This window comes from Roseovarius salis (assembly GCF_044472985.1).
GTDB lineage: Bacteria > Pseudomonadota > Alphaproteobacteria > Rhodobacterales > Rhodobacteraceae > Roseovarius > Roseovarius salis.
This window is the reverse complement of the sequence record NZ_JBISDG010000079.1, coordinates 1-4,820: the sequence shown is the minus strand read 5'-3', so window position 1 is coordinate 4,820 and position 4,820 is coordinate 1. Positions and strand designations below refer to the sequence as shown.

Here is a 4,820-nt window from a genome sequence, read left to right as displayed (position 1 = left end):
GGACGCCCCGCGCTTGGCTGGGCGCTGGCGGCGATCGGCGGGCCCGGCAGCTCGGCCGTGCCGGTCGTCCTGTCGCTGGGGCTCGGCCTGTCGGTTCTCGCGGCTGTTGGCCAGATCGACCGCAACCTGAGATCCGCCATCGCCCGCGACCTGCCCCGACAGGCCCCCGCGTTTTTCTTCGTCGACATCCAGAAGGACCAGATCAGCGGTGTCCTCGACAGGCTGAAGGGCGATCCCGCGGTCAGCCGCGTGGACCACGCCCCGATGCTGCGCGGGATCATCAGCACGATAAACGGCCGCCCCGCGGCCGAGGTCGCCGGTGATCACTGGGTACTGCAGGGAGATCGCGGCGTGACATATGCCGGTGCACTGCCGGACCGGACGACCCTGACCAAGGGGGAGTGGTGGGGGGCAGGCTACGACGGGCCGCCACAGTTGAGTTTCGCCGCCGAGGAAGCCGCCGAGATGGGACTGGAACTGGGCGACGAGGTCACGGTGAACATTCTCGGACGGGACGTGACGGCCGAGCTGACCTCTTTCCGCGAGGTGGATTTCTCGACCGGCGGCATGGGCTTCATCATGGTGATGAATCCCGCGGCGCTGGAGGCCGCGCCACACAGCTTCATCGCGACCGTCTACGCGCGCGAGACCGCCGAGGCCGCGATCCTGCGGGATATTTCCGACACCTATCCCAACATCACCGCGATCCGCGTGCGCGACGCGATCGAACAGGTCAGCGAGCTGCTGGCGGGGCTGGCCTCTGCCACGAGCTGGGGGGCGTCGGTGACCCTGCTGACCGGGTTCCTGGTGTTGATCGGGGCCGCTGCCGCCGACCAGCGCTCGCGCCGGTACGAGGCGGCGATCCTGAAAACGCTCGGGGCGACGCGCCGCCGTATCCTCGCGGGGCTTGCCCTGCGCGCGGGGCTTCTGGGGGCGGTGGCGGGGCTCGTGGCGCTCGCCGCGGGCATCGGCGGTGGCTGGGCGGTCAGCCGCTTCGTGATGGACACAGGCTTTGCCGTGGCGTGGGGGGCGGCGGTGGGGATCGTGGCGGGCGGCGCGGCGGTCAGCCTGGTGGCCGGGCTGGCCTTTGCCTGGGCACCGATGCTCGCACGCCCGGCCAGGGAACTGCGCGCGCAGGACTAGGCAAACTTCCGTCGCGGGCGCGGCGCTCATCCGCCCTCTCGGGCGTCTTCGCGAAGAGGGCCGCAAGGCCCGATGAGCGCCGGGCCGGCTACTCGGCCGCCTCGGCGTATGCCTCCAGCGGCGGGCAGGTGCAGACCAGGTGGCGGTCGCCGTAGACATTGTCCACGCGGTTCACCGGCGGCCAGTACTTGTCGACCCGGAACGCGCCGGGCGGGAAGCACGCCTGTTCCCGCGTGTACGGCCTGTCCCAGTCCTTGACGAGATCCTCCATGGTGTGCGGGGCGTTCTTGAGCGGGTTGTTCGCGGGATCGACACGGCCCTCCTCGATATCGCGGATTTCCTCGCGGATGGCCAGCATCGCGTCGCAGAAGCGGTCGAGCTCGGCCTTGGTCTCGCTCTCCGTGGGCTCGACCATCAGCGTCCCTGCCACCGGCCAACTCATCGTTGGCGCGTGGAACCCGTTGTCGATCAGCCGCTTGGCGATGTCGTCCACCGTGACGCCGGCGCTTTCGGCAAAGGGCCGCGTGTCGATGATGCATTCATGCGCCACGCGCCCGCCGCGCCCGCGGTAAAGCACGTCATACGCGCCGTCCAGCCGCTCGGCGATGTAATTGGCGTTCAGGATCGCCACGCGCGTGGCCTGCGTCAGCCCCTCGCCTCCCATCAACAGCGTGTAGGCCCAGCTGATCGGCAGGATCGAGGGCGACCCGAAGGGCGCCGCGGCGACGGGCCCCTGCTCTCCTCCCGTCTCGGGATGGCCCGGAAGATAGGGCGCGAGGTGTTCCTTCACCCCGATCGGCCCCATGCCCGGCCCGCCGCCGCCATGGGGGATGCAGAAGGTCTTGTGCAGGTTCAGGTGGCTGACGTCGCCGCCCACGTCACCGGGCCGCGCAAGCCCCACCATGGCGTTCAGGTTCGCCCCGTCGATGTAGACCTGTCCGCCGTGATCGTGAACGATCTGGCAGACCTCCTTGACGTCCTCCTCGAACACGCCGTGCGTGCTGGGATAGGTTATCATGCAGCCGGCGAGGTTCTGGGAATGCTGCTCGGCCTTGGCGCGGAAATCCTCGAGGTCGATATCCCCGGTCTCGCCGGATTTCACCGTGACGACCTTCCAGCCGACCATGTGTGCACTTGCGGGGTTGGTGCCGTGCGCGCTCATCGGGATGAGGCAGACATCGCGGTGCCCCTCGCCGCGGGACCGGTGCCATGCGGCGATTGTCAGAAGGCCCGCATATTCCCCCTGCGCGCCGGAATTGGGCTGCATCGAGATCGCGTCATAGCCGGTGATCGCGCACAGCTTTGCATTCAGATCGTCGATCAGTTCGCGGTATCCCTCGGCCTGGTCGGCAGGGCAGAACGGGTGCAGCCGCGAGAACTCGCGCCAGCTGATCGGCATCATTTCCGCCGCGGAGTTGAGTTTCATCGTGCATGACCCCAGCGGGATCATCGCCCGGTCGAGCGCGAGGTCCCGGTCGGCCAGCCGGCGCATGTAGCGCATCATCTCCGTCTCGGCGCGGTTCATGTGGAACACCGGGTGGGTCAGGAAATCCGACCGGCGGTGCATGTTCTCGGGCACGCGGTATTCGGGGGTGAAATCGTCGTCACCCCGCCGGATGCCGAAAGCCCGCCAGACGGCCTCGATCGTCTCGGGGCGCGTGGCCTCGTCCAGCGTGATACCGACCCGGCGCTCGCCCACGCGGCGCAGGTTCACGCCCTCGTCCACGGCCGATTTCATCACGGCGGCCTGCAAGGGCCCGACATCCACCGTTATGGTGTCGAAGAACGCCTTGGGGTCGACCTTGAAGCCGTTTTCCTCCAGCCCCCGGGCCAGGCGCACCGTCTTGCGGTGGATGCGCTGCGCGATCGCCTGGAGCCCCTTGGGCCCGTGAAAGACTGCGTACATGGAGGCCATGACCGCCAGCAGGGCCTGCGCGGTGCAGACATTGCTGGTGGCCTTCTCGCGGCGGATGTGCTGTTCGCGCGTCTGCAGCGCGAGACGGTAGGCGCGGTTGCCGTGGCTGTCGACGGACACGCCCACGATGCGTCCGGGCATCGACCTCTTCATCGGCTCGCGGCAGGCGATGTAGGCCGCGTGCGGCCCGCCATAGCCCATGGGCACCCCGAACCGCTGCGCGCTGCCCACCGCGATGTCGGCGCCCATCGCGCCCGGCTCCTTGAGCAGGGTCAGCGCCAGCGGATCGGCCGACATGATCCCGATCGCCTTGTGCTTGTGCAGGGCCGCGATGTGATCGGAAAAGTCGCGCACGTGCCCGTAGGTGCCCGGATACTGGAACAGCGCGCCGAATACCTTTTCGGCCTCCATCTTGTCGGGATTGCCGACGATCACCTCGATCCCCAGCGGCTCGGCCCGCGTCTTGATAACGGCGATGTTCTGGGGGTGGCAGTCACGATCCACGAAGAAAGCCGTGGCCTTCGATTTCGACACGCGCTGCGCCATCGTCATCGCCTCGGCGCAGGCCGTGGCCTCGTCCAGAAGCGACGCGTTGGCGACCTCCAGCCCCGTGAGATCGGAAATCATCGTCTGGAAGTTCAGCAGCGCCTCCAGCCGGCCCTGGCTGATTTCCGGCTGGTACGGCGTGTAGGAGGTATACCACGCCGGGTTTTCAAGGATGTTGCGCTGGATCGCCGGCGGCGTGACCGTGCCGTGATAGCCCTGTCCGATCAGGCTGACCATCACCTTGTTCTTGGAAGAGGTCACACGCATGAAATGCATCAGTTCGCGCTCGGACATCGGCTTGCCAAAGTCGAGCGGCGCCTCCTGGCGGATGCCTTGGGGGATCGTCTCGTCGATGAGCTGCGCCACGCTGTCCGCGCCGACCACCTCCAGCATCTCTTCCATTTCCTCGGGAGAGGGGCCGATGTGGCGGCGGTTGGCGAAGTCGTAAGGCAGGTAGTCGGTGGGCTTGAACGGCATGCTTTCCTCGTGTTTTGCAAGGGCGCCCGGCACCGGCGCGCCCCGATCCTACATCGCTGCGGAACGCGCGCCGCTCAGCCGATGAATTTCTGATAGGCGGCGTCGTCCATGTAATCGTCCATCTGGGACGGGTCCGACGGTTTCATCTTGAAGAACCAGGCATCGCCCATTGGGTCGTCATTGACCTTGGCGGGCTCGTCGACGATGGCGTCGTTGACCTCGGTGATCTCGCCGTCAACCGGCGCCATGATGTCCGACGCGGCCTTAACGCTTTCGATCACGACGATCTCGTCGTCCTTGCTGACGGTGGTGCCCACCTCGGGCAGTTCGACGAACACGATGTCGCCCAGTTCCTTGGCCGCGTGTTCCGTGATGCCAACGGTGATCTCGTCACCTTCCGGCTTTAGCCATTCATGTTCCTCGGTGAATTTCATATCTGTCTCCCTGTGTGACTCAGCGTTTGAAACGGGCGGGGGTAAAGGGCAGCTCGGCCACCCTCACGGGAAGCCGCCGGCCGCGGACCTCGCCATATAGCGCGCGCCCCGCATCGGCCAGCGCCGCCGGCACGTAGCCCATGGCAACAGGGGCGCCGACACTGGGGCCGAAAGCGCCGGAGGTCACGTGGCCGACCGGCGCTCCCCCTTGATCGTGTTCGAAAAGCGGCGTGCCGTCGCGCATCGGCGCGCGGCCCTCCGGGCGCAGGCCCACGCGGCACCGGGCCGGGCCGCGCTCCAGCTCG

At 67.5% G+C, this 4,820-nt stretch carries 4 protein-coding genes; 1 reads left to right on the top strand and 3 read right to left on the bottom strand.

Going from position 1 to position 4,820, the window contains the following annotated elements; all coding sequences use genetic code 11:
• The coding region (locus ACH13J_RS18055; protein WP_397544733.1) for an FtsX-like permease family protein at nucleotides 1-1,143 on the top strand (1,143 nt) is incomplete at its 5' end.
• An 88-nt stretch (nucleotides 1,144-1,231) separates the two neighbouring features.
• Here the strand turns inward: ACH13J_RS18055 and gcvP are convergent.
• The 3 genes from gcvP to ACH13J_RS18040 form a co-directional block, all read right to left on the bottom strand.
• On the bottom strand, nucleotides 1,232-4,081 hold the full coding sequence (gcvP, locus tag ACH13J_RS18050; protein ID WP_397544732.1) for an aminomethyl-transferring glycine dehydrogenase: 2,850 nt from the start codon (nucleotides 4,079-4,081) through the stop codon (nucleotides 1,232-1,234).
• A 74-nt stretch (nucleotides 4,082-4,155) separates the two neighbouring features.
• On the bottom strand, nucleotides 4,156-4,515 hold the full coding sequence (gene gcvH, locus ACH13J_RS18045; protein ID WP_397544731.1) for a glycine cleavage system protein GcvH: 360 nt from the start codon (nucleotides 4,513-4,515) through the stop codon (nucleotides 4,156-4,158).
• 19 nt (nucleotides 4,516-4,534) lie between these two features.
• A partial coding sequence (locus ACH13J_RS18040; RefSeq protein WP_397544730.1) for a glycine cleavage T C-terminal barrel domain-containing protein occupies nucleotides 4,535-4,820 on the bottom strand: 286 nt, incomplete at its 5' end.